Consider the following 25505-nt stretch of genomic DNA (forward strand, 5'->3'; position numbering starts at 1 on the left):
CGCGGCTGCCGCGGTGATGAAGATGACATGACCGAGGTGGTCGGGCTGCGGGGCGGACCCGCCGCCCTGTGACGACTGCGCGGTACTGGTCAACATGGGCTCCGTGGGGTCTTTGTCCGTCCTCTTAGTGGCGCACAGTTCCCGATCACGCACCACCCGAGTCCGGGGGCCCTGGCGCCCCGTCAGCACCGCTGCCCCGGTCCGCCCCGTTCATTACCCGTACCGGATCACCCGGACGGCGGTACCACGGTCGCCGGCCGGTTCAGCGGAGCCGCTGGCTGATCACCTTGGAGACCCCGTCGCCCTGCATCGAGACCCCGTAGAGGGCGTCGGCGACCTCCATCGTGCGCTTCTGATGGGTGATGACGATCAGCTGGGAGCTCTCCTGGAGCTCCTCCATGATCCGGATCAGCCGCTGGAGGTTGGTGTCGTCCAGGGCGGCCTCGACCTCGTCCATCACGTAGAAGGGGCTGGGGCGGGCCTTGAAGATGGACACCAGCAGGGCCACCGCGGTCAGCGAGCGTTCGCCGCCGGACAGCAGGGACAGCCGCTTGACCTTCTTGCCGGGCGGCCGGGCCTCGACGTCCACCCCGGTGGTCAGCATGTTCTCGGGATCGGTCAGCACCAGCCGGCCCTCCCCGCCGGGGAACAGCCGGGAGAACACCCCCTCGAACTCGCGGGCGGTGTCCCGGTAGGCCTCGGTGAACACCTGCTCCACCCGGGCGTCCACCTCCTTCACCACCTGGAGCAGGTCGGCCCGGGTCTTGCGGAGGTCGTCGAGCTGCTCGCTCAGGAACTTGTGCCGCTCCTCCAGCGCGGCGAACTCCTCCAGGGCCAGCGGGTTGACCTTGCCCAGCTGCTGGTAGGCGCGCTCGGCGGCCTTCAGCCGCTTCTCCTGGACCGCGCGGACGAACGGGCCGGGCCGGTTCCGCGGGTGCCCGGGGTCCTCCGGGAGCTCCTCGCCGTCCGCGGGGAGGGCGGGCGGCACCGGCTGGTCGGGGCCGTACTCGGCCACCAGGGCGGCCGGCTCCACCCCCAGCTCCTCCAGGGAGCGGCCCTCCAACTGCTCGATGCGCAGCCGCTTCTCGGCACCGAGCACCTCGCCGCGGTGCACCGAGTCGGTCAGCTTGTCCAGCTCCCCCTTGAGCTCGCGGCCGCGGGCCCGGGCCCCGTCGAGCTCCCGCTCGCGCAGGCCCTTGGCGTGCTCGGCGTCCTGCCGGCCGGTGTCCGCGCGGTGCAGCGAGACCTCGATGCGGGCGAGCAGCTGGCGGGCGCCGTCGGCGACGGCGGCGGCCACCTCGGCCTCGTGCCGCAGCCGGGCCCGGCGCCGCTCGGCGCGGGCCCGGGCCTCGCGCTCGGCGCGGGCCGCCCGGTCCAGGCCGTCGGCCCGGCCGGCCAGGCCCTTGACCCGCTCCTCATGGGTGCGCAGCTGGAGCCGGGCCTCCATCTCGGTCTGCCGGGCGTTGGCGCCGTCGGCGGCCAGCCGGTCCCGGACGGCGGAGTCCGGTTCCTCCTCGGCCGGCATCTCCTCGGCGACCGCGAGCCGTTCGGCGCACTCCTCGACCTCCATCAGGGCCTGGTCCAGGGAGTCCTGGGCCTTGGCGGCGGCGGTGGCCGCGCGGTCGGCCTCGCCGGCGGCGCCCTTGGACTGGCCGGCCAGCCGGCCGAGCTGCTGGGCGACCCCGGCGCGGGCCCGGTCGGCCTCGCGGCGGCGTTCGGCCAGCTCCTCGACGAGTGCGGCGGCCGTGCGGCGCCGCTCCTCGGCGGCGGCCCGCAGTCCGGTCAGCTCGGCGCAGCGCAGTTCGAGGGCGGCCAGTTCCCGGGCGGCCTCGTCCACGGCGGCCTGGGTCTCGATCAGGCTGGGCGCCCCGGCGGACCCGCCGTGGGCCAGGTGGGCGCCGAGCACGTCCCCGTCCCGGGTGACGGCGACGGAGTCCCCCGGCCGGGCGAGGAGTTCCTCGGCCTCCGCCAGACTGTCCACGACCACGTAGTCCCGCACCACCCAGGCCACGGCCCGCACCATCGCGGGGTCCCCGTGGACCAGCCCGGCCACCGGTACGGCGGAGCCGGCGCCCGGTGCGGCCACCGCGACGGCGGCCGGCAGCGCGTCCCGGGCGGTGGCCGTGTCGGCGCCGGGGGCACCGGCCGGGGGCGGGGTGGGCCGGGGGACGCCGGGGGCCGCTGTGGGCGCCTGGTCCTCGGGGGTGCCCGGCTGGGGCGGCAGCGGGGCCGGCGGCGGGGCGATCAGGAGGGTGCTGCGGCCGGAGTCGGTGTCCCGGAGGTGGCGGAGGGCGGCCGCCGCGGCGGCCGGGGAGGCCACGGCGAGGGCGTCGGCGGCGGCGCCGAGGGCCGCGGCGACCGCGGTCTCGTATCCGGGCCGTACGGAGAGCCGTTCGGCGGCGGGGCCGAGCAGGCCGGCGAGCCGGTCCCGGGCGGCGAGCAGGGCGCCGGTGCCGTCCTTGCGGCGCAGGCCGAGCGCGAGGGCGTCGTGCCGGGCGGAGACCGCGGCCCGGGAGCGGTCTGCGGCGGCCACGGCGTCCCGGGCCTCGCCCAGGGCGGTCTCGGCGGCCGCCAGTTCGGCCCGGGCCGCCTCGTGGGCGGCGGCCGCGCCGAGGTCGGTGTCGGGGTCGCCGACCTCGGCGGCCAGGGCCTCGTACTCCTCGCGGGCGGCGACCGCCCGGATCTCCGCGTCCTCGCGGGCGGCGACCAGGCGGTCGATCTCGGCCTGGGCGGCGCCCGCCCGGGAGCGGGCGGCGCCCAGCCGGCCGGTCAGCCGGGCCAGCCCCTCGCGGCGGTCGGCGATGGCCCGGGCGGCGTCGCGCAGCCGGCGTTCCTCGGCGGCCAGGGTGCGTTCCAGTTCGGCGCGGTGGGCGACGGTGTCCTCCAGCGCCCGGGAGGCCGCTTCCAGGGCGGCGGCCAGTTCGGCTTCCTGCTCCCGGATCCGGGCGGCCTCGCGTTCCAGGTCCTCCGGGTCGCGGCCGCGCCGTTCCTCGTCCTGCGGGGCGCGGGCGCTCTTGATCCGGGCCTCGGCCAGGGAGACGGTGCCGCGGACCCGTTCGGCGAGCTGGGAGAGCTCGTGCCAGGTCTGCTGGGCCTGCCGGAGCCGGGGCGCCAGTTCCCGCACCGATTCCTCCAGGGCCGCCTCCCGGCCCTGCGCGAGGGCGAGTTCCGCTTCGGCCGCGTCCTTGCGCTGCTTCAGGGCCGCCTCGTCGGCGAGTTCGGTGTCCAGGGCGGCCCGCAGCGCCACCAGGTCGTCGGCGAGCAGCCGCAGCCGGGCGTCGCGCAGGTCGGCCTGGATGACGGCGGCCCGGCGGGCCGCGGCGGCCTGCCGGCCCAGCGGTTTGAGCTGCCGCCGCAGTTCCTCGTTGAGGTCCTGCACCCGCGCCAGGTTGGCCTGCATGGCGTCGAGTTTGCGGAGGGCCTTCTCCTTCCGCTTGCGGTGTTTGAGGACGCCCGCGGCCTCCTCGATGAAGGCGCGGCGGCCCATCGGGTCGGCGTGCAGCACCGAGTCGAGCTGCCCCTGGCCGACGATGACGTGCATCTCGCGGCCGATGCCGGAGTCGGAGAGGAGTTCCTGGATGTCCAGCAGCCGGCAGGTGTCGCCGTTGATCTGGTACTCGCTGCTGCCGCCGCGGAACATGATCCGCGTGATGGTGACCTCGGCGTAGTCGATGGGCAGGGCGCCGTCGGAGTTGTCGATGGTCAGCGACACCTCGGCCCGGCCGAGCGGCGGCCGGCCGGTGGTGCCGGCGAAGATGACGTCCTCCATCTTGCCGCCGCGCAGGGACTTGGCCCCCTGCTCGCCCATCACCCAGGACAGCGCGTCCACCACGTTGGACTTGCCGGAGCCGTTGGGGCCCACCACACAGGTGATGCCCGGTTCGAACCGGAGGGTGGTGGCGGAGGCGAAGGATTTGAAGCCGCGCAGGGTCAGGGCCTTGAGGTGCACGCCGCTGGACTCTACCTTTCACGTCCGGTTTCACCCATGAAGGTGCAGGGCACACATGACGTGGAAAGATCGACGAGCCGGCAGGGAGCCGGGGCGGTGAAAGAACGAAGGGACGCCGGAGCGTCCCTTGCAGATCATGCGGGGCTGTTGCCGAGCGCCGAGATCGCGCGGATCAGGTGAGCGCAGGCTCCGCCTGGGGTACGTCGATGTCGATGCTGTCGAGCAGCGAGTCTCCGTGCTGAGCGGCGGCGGTCAGCGCGTCATTCTCGACCTGAATCCGGACAAGCTCGGACTCAAGGTCCTGGACGCGCTGCTGAAGCCGTCGCATCTCGGCGAGGAGTCGCGGGTCGGAACCGCCGACGTAACCGAGAAGCGCCTTTGCCATGATGGATGGTCCTCCACACTGAGTGACCGACCGAAGCGGTGTGGGTCGTGAGGGATTGGCACCCGCGGTGTCCGGCAGCGACTGTCAGCTACTGCGTTACCACTGCCAACACTGCCAAACAGCCCAGATGCGCGGGGCTTCCAGCGTCTCACCAAAAAGTTTGACGGTCAACACGATCACGCCCCGTATCGGCGGGCGGTCCGGCGTTCTCACGGTCCGCAGCCGGGCTCCGGAGGTCCTCCACGCTGCCGAGCCTTCCACGGATCGGCGGGCTCGGCAACGTATACGCAGATCAGCGCATGATCGGTCGATCGGACCGGCGGGGTGGTCAGCGGATCGCGAATCCCTCGTACCCGCCGCGGGGCGTGCCCCATATTTCCGTCACACCGTCCACGCGTCCGGGCGTGTCGGAAGATCGCAGCCAGTCGAGCAGCCGGTGGCAATTCTCACGTTGCCCTTCGGCCACGACCTGCACCCGGCCGTCGTCGAGGTTGAGGGCGAAGCCGGCCAGCCCGCCGATCTCCAGGGCATTGGCCCTGGTGAACCAGCGGAAGCCCACTCCCTGTACACGGCCGCGCACCCACGCGGTCATCCGGACGTCTTCGTTCATGTGTGAACGCTAACCGGGGCGTCGGATTCCTCACTCATCACCCCCGCTGGTCATGGCGTACAGTCGCCGACCAATGAGCTCACCCATTTGGGTGAGTAAAGGTTGATCTTGGAAGGCCACTCCGATGGGACGTCACCGACTGCCCGCGCCCCCGCGCGCCAAGCGCGGCACCGCCGTCCGCTCCGGGCTCCTCGGCGTGTCCGTGGCGGTGGCGCTGGGAACGGCCGCGGTCACCACCGGCCTGGTCCCGGTCGGCGACGCCTTCCCGTACGTCGGCACCCGGAAGGACGGCCACCAGGACCGCGCGGACGCCCGCCCCGAGCCCACCCGGTCGGAGGACTTCCGTCAGCAGGGCGGCCTCGCCCAGCTCCCGGGCCGCGCCCCCACGGGCACCGCCCCGGCAGCCACCGGATCCGGGAAGGCCTCCGCCCCGGCCGTTCGGCCGACCCCCTCGGCCTCGGCCTCGGCTTCCGCTTCCGCTTCCGCGACGCCCTCCCCCGTGCCGTCCCCCAGGACTCCCGAGAAGGCCGCGACCGAGCCGCCGGCGAAGAAGACCCCGGCGCCGAGCACCCCGGCCGCCCGGCCCACGGCGGAGCCCGAGCCCTCCCGAACCCCGGTCTCCAAGCCCCCGGTCTCCAAGCCCTCGGTCTCCAAGGCCCCGGCGCCCGTGCGGACCCCGACCCGGCCCGCGGAGGTCCCGGCGACCCCGTCCAGCGGTCACTCGGCCGAGGAGGCCGAGGTGCTGACCCTGGTCAACGTGCAGCGTGCGGCGGCGGGCTGCGGTCCGGTCCGGGCCAATCCCCCGCTGGCCGCCCTGGCCGGTGCCTTCAGCAAGGACATGGCCGTACGCGGGTTCTTCGACCACACCGACCCCGACGGCCGGACCCCCTGGGACCGGGCCGCCGCGGCGGGCCTCTCCGGGCTCGGCGGCGAGAACATCGCCCGCGGTCAGGGTGACGCCGCGACGGTGATGAAGGGCTGGATGGAGAGCCCCGGGCACCGGGCGAACATCCTCAACTGCGAGTTCCGCACCCTGGGCGTCGGCATGTACGACGCCCCCGGCGGCCCCTGGTGGACCCAGGACTTCGGCTTCTAGCCACGCCCCGGCGGCCCGAGGGGCCCCGGCGGGATCCGGGCGGTCAGACCCCGGCGGCGACGGACGCGCGGCCGGCCACGAACACCCGGGTGGTCTCGGCGACCCGGCGGCCCAGGCTCTCGGCGGTCGCGATGTCGGCCTTGTGGACGGCCTCGACGCCCTCGTCCGAGTTGGTCTGGGCGGCCGCGCCGGAGAAGAAGCCCAGGCGGTTCAGGTCGTTCTCGGAGGCCGTGGAGGAGTTCCAGCCCGGCTTCAGGCCCAGGTTGACCCAGGTCATGCCGTGCTGCGCGGCGAGGGTCTGGAAGTACTGCAGGGTGTGGCCCTTGTCGCCGCTCTTGGAGGCGGAGTTGGTGAACCCGGCCGCCAGCTTGTCCTGCCAGGCGTCGCCGAACCAGCGCTTGGAGGTGGCCTCGGCGAAGACGTGGAAGGCGCCCGAGGCGGTGCCCATGTAGGTCGGGGAGCCGAAGACGATCGCGTCGGAGCCGTCGAGCAGCTCCCACTGGGCCTCGTCGATCTCGTCCACCTTGATCAGGTGCACGGTGGCGCCCGCGTCGGCCGCGCCGTTGCGGACGGCCTCCGCGACGACCGCGGTGTGGCCGTAGCCGGAGTGGTAGGCGATCGAGATGACAGGGGTGTTCGCGGACATGTCAGTTCTCCCTCAGCAGGCGTGCGGTTCGTGATGTCGCAGGTGGCACCTGCTGAGAAAAGGTAAGCACTAACTTTTGGAAAGTGCAAGCTCCTGGTTAGCGCTACCCAGGAGTACGCTGTGCGTATGGAGACCCCACTGGAGACCCGGACGGAGACCCCCGTCTGCCCCGAAACCGTCTGCGGCGACCTCGCGTTCGACGTCTTCGCGCGCGCCTGCCCCTCCCGGGAGACCCTGGAGCACGTGACCGGTCGCTGGGGAACCCTGACCGTGACCGCCCTGCACGACGGGGCGCGGCGTTTCAACGAGCTGCGCCGCATGGTGGACGGGGTGAGCGAGAAGATGCTGTCGCAGACGCTGCACGCGCTGGAGCGCGACGGTATCGTCCACCGCGAGGCACAGCCGACCAACCCGCCGAGGGTGGACTACGAACTCACCCCGACGGGTCGCGAGGTCGCCGAACGGCTGCTGGGCCTGATCCGGTTCCTGGAGAGCAGCACCCCGGAGGTGCTGGCCGCCCGTACCGCCTACGACGAGGCGCGCGGCGGCCGCTGACAGCGCGGGCAGAAGTAGCTGGAGCGGTTCATCCAGGGGCGCCGGCGCATGGGGGTGCCGCAGCGGCGGCAGGGCTCGTCCTCGCGGCCGTAGGCGTCGAGCGAACGGTCGAAGTAGCCCGATTCCCCGTTGACGTTGACGTACAGGCTGTCGAAGCTGGTGCCGCCCTGGGCCAGGGCCGCGTTCATCACGTCCCGGGCGTGGCCGAGGAGCTCGGCGCTGCGCGGGCGGGTGAGGGTGGCGGTGGGGCGTTCGTAGTGCAGCCGGGCGCGCCAGAGCGCCTCGTCCGCATAGATGTTGCCGACCCCGCTGATCAGCGACTGGTCCAGCAGGGCCCGCTTGACGGTGGTCCGCCGGGCGCGCAGGGCGAGGTGGTAGGCGGCCTCGTCGAACAGCGGGTCCAGCGGGTCGCGGGCGATGTGCGCGATCACGTCGGGCAGGCCCTCGGCGCTGCCGGGCACGGTCTCGTGCAGCGAGAGCCCGCCGAAGGTGCGCTGGTCCACGAAGCGCAGTTCGGTGCCGGCCGTGTCGGCGAACCGGACCCGGATCCGCAGGTGCTTCTCGTCGGGGGCGTCCTCGGGCTGCACCAGGAGCTGGCCGCTCATCCCCAGGTGCCCCAGCACCGACAGCTCGCGGCCGTCCAGCGGCAGCCACAGGTACTTGCCCCGGCGCATCGCCGGACCGAAGGTCCGCCCGGTCAGCCGGGCCCCGAAGTCGGCGCCGCCCGCCGGGTGCCGGCGGACCGCGCGGGGGTGCAGCACCTCGACCGCGGCCACCGTCCGTCCGGCCACCCACCGCTCAAGGCCCCGGCGTACGACCTCGACCTCGGGCAACTCGGGCACGGTGACTCCTGAAGCGGCGCGGCTGTGACCCGGCCACCCTATCCCCCGCCCGCGGGGCGTCCGCCGGGCCCCCGCCCGGACGGCGAACGGCCCCGCCGCACCGTGGTGCGACGGGGCCGTTCCCCGAAGGTGTTGCCGGTGAAGGAAACCGGTTCAGGCCGAGGGGGTTCCGGCGGCGGGTGTCGGCGTCCCGCCGTCCGTCTCCTCGTCCGCGGTACCGCCGGCGGCCCGCGCCGTGGCGGTGGCCGGGGCCGCCGCCGCGTTCGAGGCCGCCGCGGCTTCCGCCGCGATCCGCTCGTCCGCCGCGGCGCGGATCTCGCGCCAGGCGGATTCCGCCGCCTGCTGTTCCGCTTCCTTCTTGCTGCGGCCGGTGCCGGTGCCGTACGAGACACCACCGACGCGGGCGGCAGCGGTGAAGGTCTTCTCGTGGTCCGGGCCGGTCTCGGAGACCAGGTATTCCGGAACGCCAAGACCCTCCGCCGCGGTGAGTTCCTGGAGGCTGGTCTTCCAGTCCAGTCCGGCACCGAGGTTGGAGGACTTCTCGATGAGCGGGTCGAAGAGCCGGTGGACCAGCTCCGAGGCCGCTTCGAGGCCCTGGTCGAGGTAGACCGCGCCGATCACCGCTTCGAGGGTGTCGGCGAGGATGGAGGCCTTGTCCCGGCCACCCGTGCCCTCTTCGCCCCGGCCGAGCCGGATGAAGAGGCCGAGTTCGAGGCCGCGCCCCACCTCCGCCAGCGCACGCGAGTTGACCACCGCGGCCCGGAGTTTGGCCAGCTGGCCTTCCGGCAGGTCGGGGTGGGTCCGGTACAGCGTGTCCGTGACCACCAGGCCGAGCACGGAGTCCCCGAGGAACTCCAGCCGCTCGTTGGTGGGCAGACCGCCGTTCTCGTACGCGTACGAACGGTGGGTCAGGGCACGCACCAGAAGGGCGGTCTCGAGGTGGTACCCGAGCCGCCCTTCCAGAAGCGTGTGGGACGAGGCCGCGTTGTTACTGTCTGCCTGCTTCTCAGCGTTGGACAGCTCAGACATTGCGCCTCTCACCAGCCGCTCAGACCTCGAGGACCTGGCGCTTGTTGTAGGTGCCGCAGCTCGGGCACGCGATGTGCTGGAGCTTCGGCTCCTGGCAACGCTCACACGAAACCAGGGTGGGGACCGCAGCCTTCCACTGCGACCGGCGGTGGCGCGTGTTGCTGCGCGACATCTTCCGCTTCGGAACAGCCACGGCTACTTCTCCTGCTTCTCGGCGGCGCCCTGAACTCCGTCAGAGGCAGTGCCGCTCATGTTGTCCTTCTCGTCGTCCTGATCGGTCACGACGAGTCCTTGCAGTGCCGCCCAACGGATGTCGACGGCGTCGTGGTGGTGGTCCGGGTCGTCGTTCAGGCTGAGCCCGCAATCGGGGCACAGTCCGAGACAGTCCTCCCGGCACACCGGCTGCAGCGGAAGTGCGAGCACCACCGCGTCACGCAGCACGGGTTCGAGGTCGAACAGGCCGTCCTCGAGGTAGAGCCTGTCCTCGTCGTCCTCGGCGTCGTCGCCCGGCTCCGCCTTTGCGCGGTTCCGGTCGTCGGCGTCAGGGTACGAGAACATCTCCTGGAAGTCCGTGTCGAGCTCGCGCTCCACGGACTCCAGACACCTTACGCACTCCCCGGTGGCCGATGCACGGGCGGTGCCTGTGACAAGCACCCCTTCCATGACCGACTCCAGGCGGAGCTTCAGCTGGACGGGAGCGCCTTCCGGCACTCCGATGACCCCGTTGAGACCGAAGTCCGCCGGAGCCGTGATCTCACGGGACAGCCGCTGGAGCGCACCAGGACGCCGCCCCAGCTCGTGCGTGTCGAACACGAGGGGGTTGTGGTGGTCGAGGCGGGTGTTCAGGGCCGTTCCTGCTTTCGAAGATCACTTTTTCGTGCGCTTTCGGGCACACGACAGGGCGGCGCATACGCGCGACCGAAGAGCCAGGATACCCGGCGCTTCGCTCTGAGCCCAATCCGGTCCCCGCGGGGGGATCCGGCCGGCTAGCGGCCCTGTTCGTACTGGCGCAGCTGATCCAGGTTGATCATGCTCGTGTCGAAGAAGCTGGTCTCGTCCAGGGCCTGCTGCGGGGCGTGCTGGGGCTGGGCCTGCTGCGGCTGGGCGTGCTGCTGGGGCTGCTGCTGGTAGACCGCGTAGGGGTCGGGCTGCTGCTGGTAGCCGTAGCCCTGGTAGTCCTGCTGCTGGTGGGCCTGCTGGTGCTGCTGCTCGTAGCCGGCGTAGGGGTCCTGGTAGGCGTACGCGTCCTGGGGCTGCTGGTGCTGCTGCGGCTCGGGCTCCCGGTAGCCGTACGACCGCTCGTACCCGGCCGCGGGCTCCGGGTCCGGGGCGGCCAGCGCGGCCAGGAAGTCCGCGTCCAGGGCGCTCCGGGACTGCTGCGGGATGCCCGCCGCCTCCTGGGCGGCCATGTGCGCGCCGAGGTCGTCGCTGGCCTCCCGGCCGTGCAGCTTCTGCCGGCCGCGGCCGACCGCCTCCAGGGTCTTGGCCAGCACCGCCTCGAAGGTGGCGAGCTTGGCGGAGATGTACGCGTCGGCGTCGGCGTAGCCCTCGTCGGCCAGGCCGGTGCCGTTCAGCAGCTTCTCCCGGCCCCGGTCCACCGAGCCGATGGTCTTGGTGAGGACCACCTCGAAGTTGGCGAGCTTGCTGTCGACGTAGTCGTCGGCCTCGGCCCGGATCTCCTCGGCCTCCCGGCGGGCCTCGGCCAGGATCCGGTCCGCCTCGTCCTGGGAGCGGCGGGCGACCTCGGTGTCGGAGACCAGGGAGCCCCGCTGGGCGTGCGCGGACTCGATGATCCGCTCGGCCTCCCGGCGGGCGTCCTCGACCATCTGCTCCCGGTCGCCGATCAGCTCCCGGGCCTGGGCGAGGGAGCCGGGGAGGGCCTCGCGGACCTCGTCGAGCAGGGCGAGCAGTTCACCTCGGTTGACCACGCAGGAGGCCGACAGCGGCATGGTCCGGGCGCCGCTGACCGCCGCGACGATGTCGTCGAGCTTCTTCTGCACGTCCATACGGGCTCGCACTCTCTCGGCCCCGGGCGGTCCCCGGGACGGACGGGACGACTGTAGCGCCGGGCGGTCCCCGGCCGGTGCCCGGTCAGCGGTTGCCGATACGTTCCATCAACGCGGCGTGCACATGCGGCGGCAGCAGGTGGGAGACGTCTCCGCCCCAGGCCGCGACCTCCTTGACCAGGGAGGAGGACAGGAAGCTGTAGGTGGGGTTGGTGGGGACGAAGAGCGTCTCCACCCCGGACAGCCCGTTGTTCATCTGGGCCATCTGCAGCTCGTAGTCGAAGTCGCTGACCGCGCGCAGGCCCTTGACGATGGCGGGGATGTCGCGCTGCTTGCAGAAGTCGACGAGCAGGCCGTGGAAGGACTCCACCTCGACGTTGCCGTAGTCGGCGGTGGCCTCGCGGATCAGGCCGATCCGCTCCTCCACGGTGAACAGCCCCTGCTTGGACTGGTTGATCATCACGGCGACGTGGACGACGTCGTACAGCTTCGAGGCGCGTCCGATGATGTCGAGATGTCCGTTGGTGACGGGATCGAAGGAACCCGGACAGACGGCGCGGCGCAACTGAACTCCCTCGTTCATGAGTCTTCGCTGGTGAGAGCGGCGCGACCGTACCAGAACGTGCCTTCGCCGTACCGCCTGGAGCGGAGCGGCTCGAACCCGTCGGGCCAGGGGAAGGCCCCGCCGCGAGTGCTCCGCTCCACGGTGACGAGCGCGTCGTCCGTGAGCCAGCCGTTGGACCGGAGTGTGAGGAGGATCTCGCGGAGATCCTCGCTGGTGACGGCGTACGGCGGGTCCAGGAAGACGATGTCGTACGGGGCCCCGGGCGCGGGTCCGGCGGCCACCTGCTCGGCCCGTCCGGCACGGAACTCCGCCCCGGGCAGGCCGAGGACGCGGATGTTGTCCCGGATGGCCCGGGCGGCCTTGGCCTCGGTCTCGACGAGCAGGGTGTGGGCGGCGCCCCGGGAGAGGGCCTCCAGGCCGACGGCGCCCGAGCCGCCGTAGAGGTCGAGCACCCGGGCCCCCGCCACCCCGTGCAGGGACTCCCAGGTGGAGAAGAGGCCCTCGCGCGCGCGGTCCGAGGTGGGCCGGGTGCCGGTGCCGGGGGGCACGGTCAGCCGTCGCCCGCCGGCGCTGCCGGCGATCACGCGGGTCATCTGGGTTCCTTACGGGTCTGCGGGGAGGGGCCCTCCCATTGTCAGCCCTTCTCCAGGTACTGCTCCCGTTCGGTGTCCAGGAGGGCGTCCAGGGCGGTCAGCAGTCCGGGGAGACCGGTGAGCGCCGGGTCCTCGGCGACCGTCCGGGCGGCCTCCTCGCGGGCCTGGGCGATGACCTCCTCGTCCTCGATGACGGAGAGCATCCGCAGCGAGGAGCGCACCCCGGACTGGGCCTGGCCCAGCACATCGCCCTCGCGGCGCTGCTCCAGGTCGATCCGGGACAGCTCGAAGCCGTCGAGGGTGGCGGCGACGGCGCCCAGCCGGGCCCGGGCGGGACTGGCCTCGGGCATCTCGCTGACCAGCAGGCACAGTCCGGGGGCGGAGCCGCGGCCGACCCGGCCGCGGAGCTGGTGCAGCTGGGAGACCCCGAACCGGTCCGCGTCCATGATCACCATCACGGTGGAGTTGGGGACGTTGACCCCGACCTCGATGACGGTCGTGGCGACGAGCACCTTGACGTCCCCGGCGGCGAAGGCGCGCATCACCTCGTCCTTGTCGGCGGGGTCCATCCGCCCGTGCAGCACCTCCACCCGGAGTCCGGCGAGGGGGCCGGAGGTGAGCTGCGCGGCGATGTCCAGCACGGCCAGCGGGGGCCGCTTCTCGCCGTCCTCCTCGGCGGCCGCCTTCTTCTTCGGCTCGTCCTCGCCGTCGCCGATCCGCGGGCAGACCACATAGGCCTGGTGGCCGTTCTCCACCTCCTCGCGGACCCGTTCCCAGGCGCGGGCGAGGAAGTGCGGCTTGTCCTTGGCGGGCACCACATGGGTGGCGATGGGCGAGCGGCCGGCCGGCAGCTGGTCCAGTACGGAGGTCTCCAGATCGCCGAAGACGGTCATCGCCACCGTGCGCGGGATGGGGGTGGCGGTCATCACCAGCAGGTGCGGGGGCTGCTTGCCCTTGGAGCGCAGGGCGTCCCGCTGCTCCACGCCGAACCGGTGCTGCTCGTCGACCACGACCAGTCCCAGGTCGTGGAACTTGACCTTGTCCTCGATCAGGGCGTGGGTGCCGATGACGATCCCGGCCTCCCCGGTGACCAGGTCCAGCAGGGCCTGGCGGCGGGCCGGCATCCCCATCGAGCCGGTGAGCAGCACCACCTTGGTGCCGCGCTCGGAGCCGCCGAGCATGCCGCCCTCGGCGAGCTCGCCCATCATCTCGGTGACCGACCGGTGGTGCTGCTGGGCGAGCACCTCGGTGGGCGCCAGCAGGGCGGCCTGCCCCCCGGTGTCGACCACGGCGAGCATGGCCCGCAGCGCGACCAGGGTCTTGCCGGAGCCGACCTCGCCCTGGAGGAGGCGGTGCATGGGGTGTTCGGTGGCGAGGTCGGCGAAGATCTCGGCGGACACCTGGCGCTGGCCCTCGGTGAGGGTGAACGGGAGCGTGGCGTCGAAGGAGTCGAGGAGGCCGCCGGGGGCCGGGCGGCGGGCCACCGCGGGGAGCTGGGTGTCGGCGTGCCGGCGGCGGGCCAGGGCGACCTGGAGGACGAAGGCCTCGTCCCACTTGAGGCGCTCGCGGGCGCGGGCCACGTCCTCCTTGGAGCGGGGCCGGTGGATCTTCAGCAGGGCCTCGGGGAGGGTGAGCATCCCGCGGCCCTCGCGGAGGGCGGGCGGCAGCGGGTCGAGGGCCTCCTGGGCGGCGGGCAGGACCGCGTCCACCGCCTTGGAGATCTTCCAGGTCTCCAGCTTGGCGCAGGCCGGGTAGATGGGGATCAGCCGGCCCGCGAAGGCGTCCACCACCTCGCGGTCGCCGCCGCCCCCGGTCTCGGCGCCGAGCAGTTCGTACGCCGGGTGGGAGAGCTGGAGCTTGCGGTTGAACAGGCCCACCTTGCCGGCGAACATCGCGCGGGCGCCGGGCAGCAGTTCCTTGTGCGGCTTGTGGACCCCGGAGCCGAAGAACACCAGTTGGAGCCGGCCGGCGCCGTCGGTGATGGTGACCTCCAGGCGTCTGCCGCGGCCGCCGTTGAAGGTGAGCACCCGGGCGTCGGCGACCTGGGCCACCACCGTGACGTGCTCGTCGATCTGGTCGGCGAGTTCGGCGAGGGAGGTGAGCTCGCCGCGCTCGGCGTACCGGCGGGGGTAGTGGTGCAGCAGGTCGCCGACCGTGTGCAGGCCGAGCTGCTCGGCCAGCACCTTGGCGGTGGCGGCTCCGAGCGTGTTCTTCAGGGGTTCATCGAGCGCGGGCACGTGTTCCATTGCACACCATGCCGCCGACAACCCGGGCCGCGCCTCGGCCCGCGGGCCGGCCCGGGTCCTCCGGCGGGGGTGCTACTCCACGCCGATCAGCAGGGGTGCGGAGTGCCGGCCGCCGCGGTAGGTGACGGTGTCCACGGCGAGGTGGTGGGTGCGGACATAGGTCCGGAGGCGGTCGTCGAGACCCTCCGGCAGCCCGGGTCCCAGGACCAGGGTGACCAGTTCGCCGCCGGAGCCGAGCATCCGCGCCAGCACGGCCTCGGCGGTGCCGGGCAGGTCCGCGCCGATCACCGCGACGTCCCCGTCGATCAGGCCGAGGACGTCCCCGGCCTGGCAGATTCCGGCGGAGGTGAAGGACCGGGCCTCGGCCACGGCCAGTTCGCCGTAGCGGGTGGCTCCGGCGGCGGCGGTCATGGCGACCACGTCCTCGTCGAAGCTGCCGTCGGGTTCGTGGACGGCGAGGGCGGCCAGGCCCTGGACCGCGGAGCGGGTCGGGATGACGGCCACCCGGACCCCTTCGGCGCGGGCCCGTTCGGCGGCGGCCGCGGCGGCGGCCCGCAGTTCGGTGTCGTTGGGCAGCAGCACCACCTCGCGGGCGTGCGCCCGGCGGATGGCGTCGAGCAGGTCGGCGGCGGCCGGCGGCCGGCCGGCCGGGGCGAGCACCGGGGTGGCGCCGGCCTCCCCGCAGAGGCCGGCGAGCCCCTCGCCGGGTACCACGGCGACCACCGCGCGCTGGGCCCGCTCGCCGCGGGTCCGGCGGCGCTCGTCGCCGAAGTGGGTGATCCGGATCCGGTACGGCCGGCCGGCCTCGACCCCGGCCTCCACGGCGGCCCCGGGGTCGTCGACGTGGACGTGGACGTTCCACAGCCCGTCGCCGCCGACCACCACCAGGGAGTCGCCCAGCGCGTCCAGCCGTTCGCGGAGGGCGGTCACGGCCTCCGCGCCGGCCTCCAGCAGGTAGAGCACCTCGTACCCGGGGCCGCCGTGCTCCTCGGCCGGCGGGCCCTCGGCGCAGGGGCCGTGCTCCAGGGGGCGGGCGGGGGCCGGTTCGGGCGCCGGCTCCTGGCCGGACAGGGCCTGCCAGAGCGCGCCCAGCACGGCGACCAGGCCGAAGCCGCCGGCGTCCACCACTCCGGCCCGGCCCAGTTCCGGGAGCTGGCCGGGGGTCTTCTCCAGGGCGGCGCGGGCTCCGTCGTAGGCGGCCCGGGCCACCGCCGCGGGGGTGCCGGCGGCGGTCTCGGCGGCCCGGGCGGCGGCCGCGGCCACGGTCAGCATGGTGCCCTCGACGGGGTGCGCGACGGCCTGGTAGGCGGAGGCGGCGGCCCGGGTGAGGGCGCGCGCGAGCCGCTCCCCGGCGCCCGTACCGGCCGTGCCGGCCGCGCCGCCCCCGCCGTCCGCGCCGTCCGCGCCGTCCGCGTCCAGTACGTCGGCCATGCCGCGGAGCAGCTGCGCCAGGATGGTGCCGGAGTTCCCGCGGGCGCCGGTCAGCGCCCCGTGCGCGTAGGCCCGCACCGCGGCGCCCAGCGAGACCCCGGATGTCGTCCCGGTCACACCCGCGCAGGTCTCCTCGACCTCCCGGGCGGCCGATTCGGCGGTCAGGTAGAGGTTGGTGCCGGTGTCCGCGTCGGCCACCGGATAGACGTTGATGGCGTCGATGTCGGCCCGGGAGCGGCCCAGCGAGGCCAGGGCCAGCGCGCTCCAGGTGCGCACCGCCTCGGCGTCGAGTTCTCGCGGTCCTCGCGGCTCGTGCGGCACCGGGCGTTCCTCCTCGGGCGGGCTGGGGTTCACCGCAGGGTAACGAAGGCCGGGACGGCTGCCGCCGGGTCCATGGTAGTTTTCTAGGACGGGTGCAGACGTTGTATGCTGCTCCGGTTGCCCGGCGAGAGTCGGGCCATCCCCCCGGCAAACCACTTCAGATCTCTGATTCCGGTGCGCCGGTTTCACTGTAATTGCACCTGAAGTCTTTGGAGTGACCTGTGGCTGCCAACTGCGACGTTTGCGCCAAGGGGCCGAGCTTCGGCAACAACATCTCCCACTCGCACCGCCGCACCTCGCGTCGCTGGAACCCGAACATCCAGCGCGTCCGTGCCGTGGTCAATGGGACGCCGAAGCGCCTCAACGCCTGCACCTCGTGCATCAAGGCCGGCAAGGTCTCGCGCTGACGCTCCCGTCGTAGCGCAGCCCTTCCGGTTGCCAAGAAGGCCGGTCCACCTCGGTGGACCGGCCTTTTGCCTTTTCCGGACCGGCGCGACCGGCTCCCCGCACCGGCTCCCGGCCCGGGACGCGGTGCCGGGAGCCGGTGCGGGGAGCCGGTGCGGGAGGGGCCGCTAGCGGCGGATCTCCCAGGCGTGGTCCACCGGGCCGATGCCGGCGCCCAGCGGATAGCCGCCCCGGATCGCCCCGGTGACGTACTCCTTGGCCTCCATCACGGCCTGTGGCACGTCCTGGCCCTTGGCCAGACCGGCGGCGATCGCGGCGGCCAGGGTGCAGCCGGTGCCGTGGGTGTGCCGGCCCGGGTGGCGCGGGGCGCGCATCCACAGTTCCGAGACGCCGTCGGTGAGCAGGTCCGCGGCCTCCGGCCCGTCCGGCAGGTGGCCGCCCTTGATCAGCGCCCAGTCCGGGCCGTAGCCGAGGAGGGCCTCGGCGGCCCGCCGCATGCCGTCCTCGTCCTCCACCACCAGACCGGTGAGCTGGGTCACCTCGTCCAGGTTGGGGGTGGCGACGGTGGCCTCCGGCAGCAGCAGTTTGCGCACCGCGTCCAGCGCGTCCGGGTCGAGCAGCGGGTCCCCGTGCTTGGAGACCCCCACCGGGTCCACGACCACCGGGGCACCGGTCCCGGACAGCAGCCCGGCCACCGTCTCCACCATGGCGGCCGAGCCCAGCATCCCGGTCTTCACCGCGTGCACCCCGATGTCGTCCACCACGGCCCGGTACTGGGCCGTGACGGCCTCCGGGGGGAGCCCCCAGACCCCGTGCACGCCCAGCGAGTTCTGGGCGGTCACGGCGGTGAGCACGCTCATCCCGTGCACGTCGAGGGCCTGCATGGTCTTGAGGTCGGCCTGGATGCCGGCGCCGCCGCCGGAGTCCGAGCCGGCCACGGTCAGACAGAGCGAAGTCATCGCACGTGCTCCTCTGCGGAATCGTCACCGAAATGGTCCCAGCCGCCGGTGCTGGTCCAGGGGGCGCCGTCGACGGTCACCTGGGGTTGTGCGGAGGGGTTCAGCACCTCGCCGATGACCTTCCAGCGGGCCGGGAGCTTCACGTCCGGCGGGAAGGTCGCGACGATGGCGTGGTCCTCGCCGCCGGTGAGCACCCACTGGAGCGGGTCCACGCCGACGGCCTGACCGATGTCGAACATCTGGGTGGGGATGTCGATGGCCGCCGAGCGCAGGTCGATCCTGACCTTGCTGGACTCGGCGATGTGGCCGAGGTCGGCCACCAGTCCGTCGCTGACGTCGGTCATCGCGGTGGCGCCGAGACCGGCGGCCGCGGGACCGGCGTGGTACGGCGGTTCGGGCCGCCGGTGCGCCTCCACGAAGGCGCGCGGGGACCGGAAGCCCCGGGAGAGCACCGCGAACCCGGCCGCGGACCAGCCGAGCCAGCCGGTGACCGCCACCACGTCGCCGGGCTGCGCACCGGAGCGGGTGACCGGCTCGTGGTTGCGGAGGTCGCCCAGGGCGGTGATGGCGACCGTGATGGTGTCCCCGCGGACCACGTCCCCGCCGACCACGGCCGCGCCCGCCACCTGGCACTCGTCGCGGATGCCGTCCATCAGCTCGGTCGGCCAGGTCACCGGCAGCTCGGCCGGCACCACCAGGCCGAGCAGCAGCGCCGTGGGGACCGCGCCCATGGCGGCGATGTCGGCGAGGTTCTGCGCGGCGGCCTTGCGGCCGACGTCGTAGGCGGTGGACCAGTCGCGGCGGAAGTGCCGGCCTTCGAGCAGGATGTCCGTGCTCGCCACCACCCGCCGGTCGGGGGCGGACACCACGGCGGCGTCGTCGCCGGGCCCCAGCCGTACCGCCGGGGTGGTGGTGAGCCTGGAGGTGAGCTCCCTGATGAGCCCGAACTCCCCCAGCTCCCCCACAGTGCCCTTCATCGCTGTGCTCCTTCTGGCCCAGTCCGCTTGCGGTCGCGAGCCGTCACAGCTCTGGGTACCGTCAACTGATACGTCAACATCCGCGCTTCGTACGCCCCGCTGCGCGCGGCGCCGGACCCCCGGGTCTCCCCGTGGTGCTCGGCGACGCGGTACCGTGGCGTCCCTTCTCCCCCGGGCCAGGCCTTCCGGCCGTGGCACATCCGAAGGGTAGGGGAAATGATCCTCGTGGCCGCCCTGGAGGTTCCGTGGTACAGGCGTACATCCTCATTCAGACCGAGGTGGGCAAGGCGTCGTCCGTCGCCGAGGCCATCGGCAAGATCTCGGGGGTGATCCAGGCCGAGGACGTGACGGGGCCGTACGACGTGATCGTGCGCGCCCAGGCCGACACCGTCGACGAACTCGGCCGGATGGTGGTGGCCAAGGTGCAGCAGGTGGAGGGGATCACCCGCACCCTGACCTGCCCGGTGGTCCATCTGTAGCCCCCGTCTAGTCTGGGCCGGTGATGTCCCTCCACCACCGGCCGCTGCTGCCCACCCTGGTCGCCGTGCTCGCCCTCGCGGGCTGTGCGCCGGGCGACTCCCGGATCCGGCTGGAACCGCCCCCCGCACCCCCCGCCGAGGTCCTGGAGCTCTGTGCGGCACTGCACGGGGAGCTCCCGGACACGGTGGCCGGCCAGGACCGGACGGAGACCGATCCGCGGTCCGAACTGACCGCCGCGTGGGGCGGCTCGGCGATCGTACTGCGGTGCGGTATCCCCAAGCCCCCGAAGATGGCGGATCCGAAGCAGGACGGGGTCGAGGTGAACGGGGTGGCCTGGCTGCTGGACCCGCTGTCCGACGGCGGGTTCCGTTTCGTCACGGGGCAGCGGCGGGCCTACACCGAGGTCCTCGTCGACAAGGCGCACGTCGGGGACGCGGGCATGCTGGTCGGCCTGTCGGCCGCGGTGGCCAGGACGATTCCCCGGGGGATCGCCCCGAACTAGCCCGTACCGGCCGTGCCGGGGGGTGTCCGGGCCCGCCGGACACCCCCAGGCCGGCGGGCGGCTAGCGCAGGCCGGTGGGGCGGCGCAGGGCGGCCTGGATGAGGCGGTCGACCAGCTCCGGGTACTCCACGCCCGACTCCTGCCACATGCGCGGGTACATGGAGATCGGGGTGAACCCCGGCATGGTGTTGATCTCGTTGATGACGAACGTGCCGTCCTCGGTGAGGAAGAAGTCGGCGCGCACCAGGCCCTCGCAGGAGGCGGCGTCGTAGGCCTCGACGGCCAGTCGCTGGACCTCGGAGGTCTGCTCGGGGGTGAGCGGAGCGGGCACGATCCCCGACGCGGAGTCGATGTACTTGGCCTCGAAGTCGTAGAAGTCGTGGCTGGAGACCGGCGGGATCTCGGCGGGGGCGCTGGCGCGCGGCCCGTCCTCGAACTCCAGGACCCCGACCTCGATCTCGCGGCCGCGCAGCAGCGCCTCCACGATGATCTTCGGGTCGTGGCGCTGGGCCTCCTCGATCGCCGCGGCCAGGCCGGAGACCTCGTCGACCTTGGTGATGCCGATCGAGGAGCCGGCCCGGGCGGGCTTGATGAACAGCGGCCAGCCGTGCTCCCCGGCGAACTCCACGATCCGCTCGCGCGCGCCGTCGGCGTCGAGGGCCCACTCGCGGGGGCGGATGGTCAGGTGCGGTCCGACGGGCAGCCCGAAGGAGGTGAACACCCGCTTCATGTACTCCTTGTCCTGGCCGACGGCGGAGGCGAGGACGCCCGAGCCGACGTACGGGATGCCGGAGAGCTCCAGGAGGCCCTGGAGGGTGCCGTCCTCGCCGTACGGGCCGTGCAGCACCGGGAAGACCACGTCGACCTCGCCGAGCGCCTTGGGGACGGCGCCGGGCTCGGTGTAGAGGATCTCCCGGCTGGCCGGGTCCACCGGGAGGACGACCGCGCCGTCCTCGGACTCGGCGAGCTCCGCCACGCTCGGGAGCCTGCGGTCGGCGATGGCCATCCGGGCGGGGACGTCGGCGGTCAGCGCCCAGCGGCCCTCGGGGGTGATGCCGATCGGCAGGACCTCGTACTTGGAGCGGTCGATGGACCGCAGCACGGCGCCGGCCGTGACGACCGAGATGGCGTGTTCCGAGCTGCGGCCGCCGAAGACGATGGCCACCCGGGGCTTGCGGCCCTGCTGCTCAGGGGTCTGGGGGAGGTTCTGGCTGCTCATATCGCCACGAGGGTACCCGTTCACACGTCCGGAAAGGTGTCAGGCCCGTTCCGGTTTGGCGGTGCGTCCCATCAGGTCCTTCAGCGCGACCAGCGGCGGCTTGCCGTGGTGGACGATGTCGACCACGGTGTCGGTGATGGGCATGTCGACCCCGTGCCGGCGGGCCAGATCGGCCACCGACTGGCAGGACTTGACACCTTCCGCGGTCTGTTTGGTGACCGCGATGGTCTCCTCCAGGGTCATGCCGCGGCCCAGGTTGGTGCCGAAGGTGTGGTTCCGGGAGAGCGGGGAGGAGCAGGTGGCGACCAGGTCGCCGAGGCCCGCGAGGCCGGAGAAGGTGAGGGGTTCGGCGCCCATCGCCAGGCCCAGCCGGGTGGTTTCGGCGAGGCCGCGGGTGATCAGGGAGCCCTTGGTGTTGTCGCCGAGTCCCATGCCGTCCGCGATGCCCACGGCGAGCCCGATGACGTTCTTGACGGCGCCGCCGAGTTCGCAGCCGAGCACGTCGGTGTTGGTGTACGGGCGGAAGTACGGGGTGTGGCAGGCGGCCTGGAGCCGCCGGGCCACGGTCTCGTCCACGCTGGCGACGACGGAGGCGGCGGGCTGCCGGGCGGCGATCTCGCGGGCCAGGTTGGGGCCGGAGACCACGGCGATCCGCTCGGCGGGCACCTTGGCGACCTCCTCGATGACCTCGCTCATCCGCTTGGCCGTGCCCAGTTCGATGCCCTTCATCAGGGAGACCAGGACGGTGTCGGGGGCCAGCAGCGGAGCCCATTCGGCGAGGTTGCCGCGGAGGGTCTGGGAGGGGATGGACAGCACCGTGAAGTCGGCGCCGCGGGCCGCCTCGGCCGGATCGGTAGTGGCCCGCAGGTTCGCGGGCAGTTCGATGCCGGGCAGGTAGTCCGGGTTGGTGCGGCCGGTGTTGACGGCCTCGGCGAGTTCGGGACGGCGGGCCCACAGGGTGACCTCGCATCCGGCGTCGGCCAGGACCATGCCGAAGGCGGTGCCCCAGGACCCCGCCGAGAAGACCGCCGCTTTGACGGGCGTACCGGGACGTGTCACTTCTTCTTGCCCTCCCCCGCGGCCTTGCGCCGCTGTTCCTGCCGCGCGGTGCGGTGGTCGTACGGCTGCGCGGGAGCCTGTTCTCCGCGCAGTTCCTCCAGCAGGGCGGTGATGGCCGCCATGATGACCTCGGTGGCCTCCTTGAGGACCTCCGGGGTCGGTTCCCGGTCGTGGAACGCGGAGAGGTCGACGGCCGGTCCGGCGAGCACCCGGAGAGTCTTGCGCGGGAACAGCCGGAGCCTGCGCTCGGTGGCGTACGGCGGCATCGCGAGGTTGGCGCCCCACTGGGCCACCGGGATGACGGGGGCCCGGGTCATCAGGGCGACGCGGGCCGCGCCGGTCTTGCCGCGCATGGGCCACTGGTCGGGGTCCCGGGTGAGGGTTCCCTCGGGGTAGAAGGCCACGCATTCGCCGCCCTCGATGGCCTCGACGGCGGCCCGGAAGGCGTCCAGGGCGTTGGTGCTCTCCCGGTAGACCGGGATCTGGCCGGTGCCGCGCAGGATCGGTCCGACGATCGGGGCCCTGAAGAGCGCGGCCTTCGCCAGCAGTCGGGGGACCCGGCCGGTGTTGTACTGGAAGTGCGCGTAGGACAGCGGGTCCAGATACGAGTTGTGATTGACCGCGGTGATGAATCCGCCTTCGGCCGGAATGTGCTCCATTCCCCGCCAGTCCCGCTTGAACAGCACCACCAGCGGCGGTTTTGCGATGACCGCGGCCAGGCGGTACCAGAAGCCGATTCTGCGGCGGGACACTCGGACACCTTCCTCTAGGACCGGTTGCGGCGGTGGGGCGGCTGGTCGGCCGGACAAGTGTCGCCCCGGTCCCGGTCTCTGTCGAGAACACCGTACGCCCCGCTCGCCGGAAGGGGCCCACGGGCTGCCGGGGGCCGGGGTGACAATGGCCCTGGGATTGCCTAGTGAGGGGCGGGTGGCGGGGTGGGGCCCGGGTGCGGGGTGTGGAGCCTGGTGGTGCCGCTGAAACCGCTTGCGGTGGCCAAGAGCCGTCTGTCGGAGGCGGTCGGCCGGGACCGGGCGGGGCTCGCCCTGGCGTTCGCCCAGGACACCGTGGCAGCGGCGCTGGCCTGCGCGGGAGTACGGGATGTGGCGGTGGTCACGGACGATCCGCTGGCCGCCGCGGAACTGGCCCGGCTGGGTGCGCGGATCGTCCCGGACGCCCCCGGGGCGGGGCTGAACGCGGCGCTGGCCCATGGGGCGCGGGTGGTCCGGGAGGGCCGTCCGGGGGCCGCGGTGGCGGCGATGAACGCCGATCTGCCGGCCCTGCGGACCGGGGAATTGCAACGCGTGCTCGAAACCGCGGCGCTATTTCCCCGGGCATTTCTGGCGGATGCGGCAGGAATCGGAACGACTTTGCTTTCGGCTGCTCCGGACGTGGAATTGGCGCCCTCGTTCGGCGGTCCGTCGCGGTCGCGCCATTCCGCTTCGGGGGCGGTGGAAATCCCGCTCGCCGGTGTGGACAGCGTGCGGCGGGACGTGGACACCGGGGCGGACCTGCGGGCCGCGGCCGTCCTCGGGTTGGGCCGGTACACGGCCCGATACAGTGCGGGTATGCAGGCAACCGCGTACACGTACGACGAACAGACCCGCAGCGGCAGCGTGCTGCTGGACGACGGCACCCCGGTCCCCTTCGGGGCGCCGGCCTTCGACGCGGGCGGCCTGCGCCTGCTGCGTCCGGGGCAGCGGGTGCGGATCGAGACCGAGGGCGCGGACAGCGGGCTGCGCATCACGCTGATCACCCTGCAGACCCTCTGACCTGCGGCGGGCATACCGCGGGCCGGCTTCCCCCGGAGGGGAAACCGGCCCGGCGTTATGTGACGTCCGCCCTTACTTCTTGCGGGCCGTGGTCTTCTTCGCGGTGGTGGTCTTGCGCGCCGTCGTCTTCTTGGCGGGCGCCTTCTTCGCGACGGCCTTCTTGGCGGGCGCGGTCTTCTTGGCGGTGGTCGCGGCCTTCTTCGCCACGGTGGTCTTGGCGGCCGTCTTCTTGGCCGCGGCCGTGGTCTTCTTGGCCGTGGTGGCGGTCTTCTTGGCCGCCGTGACCTTCTTCGCCGCGGTGGTCTTCTTGACGGCCGCGGTGGTCTTCTTGGCGGTGGCCGGAGCGGCCTTCTTCGCCGCCGCCTTCTTGGCGGTGCTGGTGGCCTTCTTGGCCGCGGCCTTCTTCATGGTGGCGCCGCCGGACAGGCTGCCCTTGGGCGCCTTCTTGACGGCGACCTCGTCGCCCTTGGGGAGCTTCTTGGTGCCGCTGACCAGGTCCTTGAAGCCCTGACCTGCGCGGAAGCGCGGAACAGAGGTCTTCTTGACCCGGACGCGCTCACCCGTCTGCGGGTTGCGGGCGTACCGCGCCGGACGGTCGACCTTCTCGAACGAGCCGAAGCCCGTGACCGAGACCCGATCGCCCGCGACGACCGCGCGGACCATCGCGTCGAGCACCGCGTCGACGGCGTCGGCGGCCTGCTGGCGGCCGCCGAGCTTGTCGGCAATCGCTTCTACGAGCTGCGCCTTGTTCACGTCTTCCCCTTCGGAGACATCGCCAGAACGAATGTGTTCAAGCTATTTCGCACGTTAGGCGGATATATACCGCAAATCAAACACGAAACGGGCTAATCACCCTAGTGCCGCAACGTTGTAGGCCGTTGCGGAGTTCCTTCGCATCAGTCGCCTTCAGGGAATCGACCCTCGTCGAGGTCCTTCATCAACCTGTCCAGGCGCCTTGCCGCATCGGCGAGATCGTGCTTCGCCGCGGCCGTGACGACCAACAGCTTCCGGGTCAGCGTCATCCTTACGCCCTCCGGGACTTGCAGTGAGCGCACCTTTGCGTGTGCTTCTTTCAGTCGGTCCGCGATGAGCTCGTAGAGCTCCAGTTGACTGTCGCGTTCCATGCACAGATTGTGCCATCTGGGGCGAGTTGTCGCCTCACGGGCCCTCAACATACGGCTGTGCCCCCCGCCGGAGGGCGGGGGGCACAGTGTCGTGACAGCGAACGTGCGGGGGCGAATAACCCCTGATCAGAAGGGAATCAGAGGCGGACCGTGCGCGGCTTGTGGTTCGGCCGGGTGCTTTCGTAGGTCGCGATGTCCGCTTCGTTCTGAAGGGTGAGCGAGATGTCGTCCAGGCCTTCCAGCAGACGCCAGCGGGCATTGTCGTCGAGTTCGAACTCGGCCTCGATGCCCGCCGCGCGGACCTTGCGGTCGACCAGGTCGACGGTGACCTCGGCGGTGGGGTCGGCCTCGGTCAGTTCCCAGAGCCGGTCGACGGTCTCCTGGGGCAGGACCACGGTCAGCAGACCGTTCTTCAGCGAGTTGCCGCGGAAGATGTCGGCGAAGCGGGCGGAGATGACCGTCTTGAAGCCGAAGTTCTGGAGGGCCCAGACGGCGTGCTCGCGGGAGGAGCCGGTGCCGAAGTCGGGGCCGGCCACCAGCACGGTGGCGCCCTGGCGCTCGGGACGGTTGGTGATGAACTCCGGGTCCTTGCGCCAGGCCTCGAAGAGCCCGTCCTCGAACCCGTCGCGGGTGATCTTCTTCAGCCAGTGGGCCGGGATGATCTGGTCGGTGTCGACGTTGCTGCGGCGCAGCGGGACGGCCCGGCCGGTGTGGGTGGTGAAGGCTTCCATGGCTGA

The 25505-nt window shown here is 72.5% G+C and carries 26 protein-coding genes and 1 pseudogene; 6 read left to right on the forward strand and 21 right to left on the reverse strand.

From position 1 onward, the window contains the following. Positions 1–262 precede the first annotated feature (262 nt). From ACZ50K_RS35070 to ACZ50K_RS35080, 3 genes are all read right to left on the reverse strand, one after another. On the reverse strand, positions 263–3949 hold the full coding sequence (locus tag ACZ50K_RS35070; RefSeq protein WP_468910990.1) for an AAA family ATPase: 3687 nt from the start codon (positions 3947–3949) through the stop codon (positions 263–265). Positions 3950–4121: 172 nt separating this feature from the next. Continuing rightward, entirely contained in the window at positions 4122–4334 is a 213-nt protein-coding gene (locus ACZ50K_RS35075; RefSeq protein ID WP_468910993.1) for a hypothetical protein, read from the reverse strand. Between the two features lie 328 nt (positions 4335–4662). Beyond that, positions 4663–4944 (reverse strand): acylphosphatase, encoded by a 282-nt coding sequence (locus tag ACZ50K_RS35080; protein ID WP_468910996.1) that lies wholly within the window; start codon positions 4942–4944, stop codon positions 4663–4665. A 124-nt stretch (positions 4945–5068) separates the two neighbouring features. Between ACZ50K_RS35080 and ACZ50K_RS35085 the strand changes: the two genes are divergently transcribed. After that, complete coding sequence (locus ACZ50K_RS35085) at positions 5069–6040, forward strand: CAP domain-containing protein (RefSeq protein WP_468910997.1); 972 nt, start codon at positions 5069–5071, stop codon at positions 6038–6040. Between the two features lie 43 nt (positions 6041–6083). Here the strand turns inward: ACZ50K_RS35085 and ACZ50K_RS35090 are convergent, their stop codons facing one another. Continuing rightward, positions 6084–6686, reverse strand: coding sequence for a flavodoxin family protein (locus ACZ50K_RS35090; RefSeq protein ID WP_468910999.1), 603 nt, complete (start codon positions 6684–6686; stop codon positions 6084–6086). A 126-nt stretch (positions 6687–6812) separates the two neighbouring features. Here ACZ50K_RS35090 and ACZ50K_RS35095 point away from each other — a divergent pair, with 126 nt between their 5' ends. Beyond that, a complete protein-coding gene (locus ACZ50K_RS35095) occupies positions 6813–7241 on the forward strand; it encodes a winged helix-turn-helix transcriptional regulator (RefSeq protein WP_468911000.1) in 429 nt (142 codons plus the stop codon). Here the strand turns inward: ACZ50K_RS35095 and mutM are convergent. The 9 genes from mutM to ACZ50K_RS35140 form a co-directional block, all read right to left on the reverse strand. Further along, complete coding sequence (gene mutM, locus ACZ50K_RS35100) at positions 7214–8083, reverse strand: bifunctional DNA-formamidopyrimidine glycosylase/DNA-(apurinic or apyrimidinic site) lyase (protein WP_468911002.1); 870 nt, start codon at positions 8081–8083, stop codon at positions 7214–7216. The genes ACZ50K_RS35095 and mutM overlap by 28 nt on opposite strands. A gap of 153 nt (positions 8084–8236) precedes the next feature. Then, a complete protein-coding gene (rnc, locus tag ACZ50K_RS35105; RefSeq protein ID WP_468911004.1) occupies positions 8237–9112 on the reverse strand; it encodes a ribonuclease III in 876 nt (291 codons plus the stop codon). 19 nt (positions 9113–9131) lie between these two features. After that, entirely contained in the window at positions 9132–9305 is a 174-nt protein-coding gene (gene rpmF, locus ACZ50K_RS35110; RefSeq protein ID WP_003965982.1) for a 50S ribosomal protein L32, read from the reverse strand. A gap of 2 nt (positions 9306–9307) precedes the next feature. After that, positions 9308–9958, reverse strand: a complete 651-nt coding sequence (locus ACZ50K_RS35115) for a YceD family protein (protein WP_468911059.1) — start codon at positions 9956–9958, stop codon at positions 9308–9310. Between the two features lie 140 nt (positions 9959–10098). Continuing rightward, entirely contained in the window at positions 10099–11118 is a 1020-nt protein-coding gene (locus tag ACZ50K_RS35120; protein WP_468911006.1) for a cell division initiation protein, read from the reverse strand. 85 nt (positions 11119–11203) lie between these two features. Beyond that, complete coding sequence (gene coaD, locus ACZ50K_RS35125; RefSeq protein ID WP_468911062.1) at positions 11204–11683, reverse strand: pantetheine-phosphate adenylyltransferase; 480 nt, start codon at positions 11681–11683, stop codon at positions 11204–11206. 14 nt (positions 11684–11697) lie between these two features. After that, positions 11698–12276 (reverse strand): 16S rRNA (guanine(966)-N(2))-methyltransferase RsmD, encoded by a 579-nt coding sequence (gene rsmD, locus ACZ50K_RS35130; protein ID WP_468911008.1) that lies wholly within the window; start codon positions 12274–12276, stop codon positions 11698–11700. 41 nt (positions 12277–12317) lie between these two features. Beyond that, on the reverse strand, positions 12318–14522 hold the full coding sequence (gene recG, locus ACZ50K_RS35135) for an ATP-dependent DNA helicase RecG (protein ID WP_468911011.1): 2205 nt from the start codon (positions 14520–14522) through the stop codon (positions 12318–12320). Positions 14523–14594: 72 nt separating this feature from the next. Then, positions 14595–16307: a DAK2 domain-containing protein gene (locus tag ACZ50K_RS35140; protein ID WP_468911014.1), complete on the reverse strand. Its 1713-nt coding sequence runs from the start codon at positions 16305–16307 to the stop codon at positions 14595–14597. A 188-nt stretch (positions 16308–16495) separates the two neighbouring features. Between ACZ50K_RS35140 and rpmB the strand changes: the two genes are divergently transcribed. Beyond that, positions 16496–16681, forward strand: coding sequence for a 50S ribosomal protein L28 (rpmB, locus tag ACZ50K_RS35145; RefSeq protein WP_007266795.1), 186 nt, complete (start codon positions 16496–16498; stop codon positions 16679–16681). A 165-nt stretch (positions 16682–16846) separates the two neighbouring features. On the opposite strand, the gene thiD is transcribed toward rpmB, so the two are convergent. Together thiD and ACZ50K_RS35155 are read right to left on the reverse strand one after the other, a co-directional pair. Further along, positions 16847–17638, reverse strand: coding sequence for a bifunctional hydroxymethylpyrimidine kinase/phosphomethylpyrimidine kinase (gene thiD, locus ACZ50K_RS35150; protein ID WP_468911017.1), 792 nt, complete (start codon positions 17636–17638; stop codon positions 16847–16849). Beyond that, positions 17635–18615 carry a thiamine-phosphate kinase gene (locus ACZ50K_RS35155; RefSeq protein ID WP_468911019.1) on the reverse strand — a complete coding sequence of 327 codons (981 nt, stop codon included), beginning with the start codon at positions 18613–18615 and terminating at the stop codon, positions 17635–17637. The genes thiD and ACZ50K_RS35155 overlap by 4 nt, the downstream gene beginning before the upstream one ends. 245 nt (positions 18616–18860) lie before the next feature. Here ACZ50K_RS35155 and ACZ50K_RS35160 point away from each other — a divergent pair, with 245 nt between their 5' ends. Both ACZ50K_RS35160 and ACZ50K_RS35165 read left to right on the forward strand, forming a co-directional pair. Further along, positions 18861–19094, forward strand: coding sequence for an Lrp/AsnC family transcriptional regulator (locus ACZ50K_RS35160; RefSeq protein ID WP_468911022.1), 234 nt, complete (start codon positions 18861–18863; stop codon positions 19092–19094). A 23-nt stretch (positions 19095–19117) separates the two neighbouring features. After that, complete coding sequence (locus ACZ50K_RS35165; RefSeq protein WP_468911024.1) at positions 19118–19597, forward strand: DUF3515 family protein; 480 nt, start codon at positions 19118–19120, stop codon at positions 19595–19597. 61 nt (positions 19598–19658) lie between these two features. Here the strand turns inward: ACZ50K_RS35165 and ACZ50K_RS35170 are convergent, their stop codons facing one another. From ACZ50K_RS35170 to ACZ50K_RS35180, 3 genes are read right to left on the reverse strand one after another with little or no spacing between them, the layout of a single operon-like run. Further along, positions 19659–20816, reverse strand: a complete 1158-nt coding sequence (locus ACZ50K_RS35170) for a D-alanine--D-alanine ligase family protein (protein WP_468911027.1) — start codon at positions 20814–20816, stop codon at positions 19659–19661. Positions 20817–20855: 39 nt separating this feature from the next. After that, a complete protein-coding gene (locus ACZ50K_RS35175) occupies positions 20856–21875 on the reverse strand; it encodes an NAD(P)H-dependent glycerol-3-phosphate dehydrogenase (RefSeq protein WP_468911030.1) in 1020 nt (339 codons plus the stop codon). Beyond that, positions 21872–22627 (reverse strand): lysophospholipid acyltransferase family protein, encoded by a 756-nt coding sequence (locus tag ACZ50K_RS35180; protein WP_468911032.1) that lies wholly within the window; start codon positions 22625–22627, stop codon positions 21872–21874. Before ACZ50K_RS35180 ends, ACZ50K_RS35175 begins: the two co-directional genes overlap by 4 nt. A 201-nt stretch (positions 22628–22828) precedes the next feature. Here ACZ50K_RS35180 and cofC point away from each other — a divergent pair. Continuing rightward, positions 22829–23437, forward strand: a pseudogene (cofC, locus tag ACZ50K_RS35185) (2-phospho-L-lactate guanylyltransferase); the annotation flags it as partial. A 279-nt stretch (positions 23438–23716) separates the two neighbouring features. Here the strand turns inward: cofC and ACZ50K_RS35190 are convergent. From ACZ50K_RS35190 to leuD, 3 genes are all read right to left on the reverse strand, one after another. Further along, positions 23717–24397, reverse strand: a complete 681-nt coding sequence (locus tag ACZ50K_RS35190) for an HU family DNA-binding protein (RefSeq protein ID WP_468911035.1) — start codon at positions 24395–24397, stop codon at positions 23717–23719. A gap of 143 nt (positions 24398–24540) precedes the next feature. Then, positions 24541–24768: an SCO5555 family protein gene (locus ACZ50K_RS35195; protein ID WP_468911038.1), complete on the reverse strand. Its 228-nt coding sequence runs from the start codon at positions 24766–24768 to the stop codon at positions 24541–24543. 137 nt (positions 24769–24905) lie between these two features. Continuing rightward, positions 24906–25499 carry a 3-isopropylmalate dehydratase small subunit gene (gene leuD / locus ACZ50K_RS35200; RefSeq protein ID WP_468911041.1) on the reverse strand — a complete coding sequence of 198 codons (594 nt, stop codon included), beginning with the start codon at positions 25497–25499 and terminating at the stop codon, positions 24906–24908. Positions 25500–25505 lie beyond the last annotated feature (6 nt).

The organism is Streptomyces sp. NPDC033845 (genome assembly GCF_055576225.1).